The following is a 2083-nucleotide window of genomic DNA, read 5'->3' as shown; positions in this document are numbered from 1 at the left end:
CGGCGTTCACGTATCAGCCCTCCTCTTGCCGTGCGGATTCGTGGCGGCGGCTTGTATCCCGCTTGTGTCTGTGACGAGTACGTCGCTCAGGTCGCCCTGCCGCCATGCGGTGAGTATCCGATGAAACGCGACAGGTCCGGGGCTGTATGAGGTCGGCGCTTCGCGCCGTGTGCCCTCGGCGTTGTAGTAGCCCGGTGTGCACTCAGCGAGGAACGCGGAGTTGTCGGTCGCTGACTCGCGGATCGTCGTGCACCAGGCCTCTTCCGCCTCGCGCGTCGGCTCGATATACCGGGCCCCGGTCTTGCGTGCCGCGGCGATGACGGCCGCGATATGACCCGCCTGCTCCTGCAGGATGTGCACGAAGTTGACCGAGTTGGCGTTCTGCAGCGATCCCAGATGGAACAGGTTCGGGTACCCGTGGGTGTAGAAGCCATGCAGAGTCCGGGGGCCACGAGCCCAGGTTTTCAGCAGCGGAGTCCCGCCTTTCCCGTAGACCGGCAATGTGCCGGACAGAACGCCGGAGATGCCTGTTTCGAACCCGGTGGCGAAGATGACGCAGTCGACCTCGTACTCTGCGTCGCCCACGACGATTGCGTTCTCGGTCATGCGTGTGACGCCGCCTTGGTCGGCCGTGTCCACGAGCGTGACGTTCGGCATGTTGAAGGCTTGCAGGTACTCGTCGCTGAACCCGGGACGCTTGCACATGTAGCGGTACCAGGGCTTGAGAGACTCGGCCGTGCTCGGATCGTCGACGATCTCGTCGACTCGTGCACGGATCTCGTTCATCTTGACGAAATCGGCCAGCTCATCGAGGCGCTCGCGTTCTTCCACGTCGAGCGTGGTGTCGACCGCGCCAGTAAGCATCTTGCGCTGAAGCCGCGCCGTGGCTGTCCATCCGTCTTGAACCAGGTCTTGCTCGACGTTTTCGCCCGAGACGATGGCGAGGAAATTCTCCATCCGCTCCCGCTGCCACCCTGGTGGCAGCGAGGCTGCCCACTCTGAGTCCGTCGGACCGTTGTCGCGCACGTCCACGGACGACGGCGTGCGTTGGAACACGTACAGGTGCCGGGCGTCGCGGGCGAGGTGCGGCACGACCTGCAAGCCGGTGGCCCCGGTTCCCACGACAGCGACTTCCTTGTCCGCCAGTCCGGTCAGACCGCCAGCCTGAGTCCCACCGGTGTAGTCGTAGTCCCACCGGCTGGTGTGGAATGTGTGCCCGCGAAAGCCCTCGATGCCGGGGATTCCCGGCACCTTGGGCTGGGTGAGCGTGCCGGAAGAGACGACCACATAGCGTGCGCGCATAGCGTCGCCACGGTCGGTGTCGACGGACCATTCTGTCGCGTCCTCATCCCACCGCAGCCCGGTGACGCGGGTCTGGAACACCGCGTCCCGGTACAGCCCGTAGTGCCGGCCGATCGCCACCGCGTGGCGGCGGATCTCGTCGCCGGGCGCGTAACGCCACTGGGGAACATAACCGACCTCTTCCAGCAGCGGCATGTACACGTACGACTCGATGTCGCAATGGATCCCCGGATACCGGTTCCAATACCATGTGCCGCCGAAGTCCCCGGCCTCATCGAGCATGCGTACCGAGTCGACGCCGGCCTCACGTAGCCGGGCTCCGGTCAGCAGGCCGCCGAAGCCACCGCCGACGACCAGGACTTCGACCCGGTCCGTCAGAGGCTCGCGGTCGACGCGCGGCGTGTACGGGTCCTTCGCGTAGTACCCGAATTCTCCGGCCGCACGTCGGTACTGCGTATTGCCGTCCGGGCGGAACCGGCGGTCCCGCTCCCGACGATACTTCTCGCGCAATTCATCCGGGTCGAACCCGAGGCCAGTGGACTGGGACATCGCATGGGGGAGGGGGAGGGGCAAAACGGCGGCCTTTCGTCGAAACACAGAAGGGGCCCAGGCTCGGGCACTCCCGAGCCGTGGCCCCCCTTGGACTTGATGACTCCATCAAACCGTACATCAATGTACGTTTCGTTCGCGCCTGATTCTCCTGAGTCGTTTGAGCGGGTCGCTATCCTCGGGGCATGCCTGCGACATCCACTCGACGCGACGTGGCGCGCAACCACGAACG

Annotated in this window: 1 protein-coding gene; it reads right to left on the bottom strand. The window is 65.2% G+C overall.

The features are described 5' to 3' along the window. Positions 1 to 6: 6 nt before the first annotated feature. On the bottom strand, positions 7 to 1851 hold the full coding sequence (locus ELR45_RS28190) for a flavin-containing monooxygenase (protein ID WP_129669285.1): 1845 nt from the start codon (positions 1849 to 1851) through the stop codon (positions 7 to 9). Between the last annotated feature and the right edge of the window lie 232 nt (positions 1852 to 2083).

The sequence above is a fragment of the Phytoactinopolyspora endophytica genome (genome assembly GCF_004138495.1).
Classification (GTDB): Bacteria; Actinomycetota; Actinomycetes; order Jiangellales; family Jiangellaceae; genus Phytoactinopolyspora; species Phytoactinopolyspora endophytica.
This window is presented reverse-complemented; position numbering and strand designations above follow the sequence as displayed.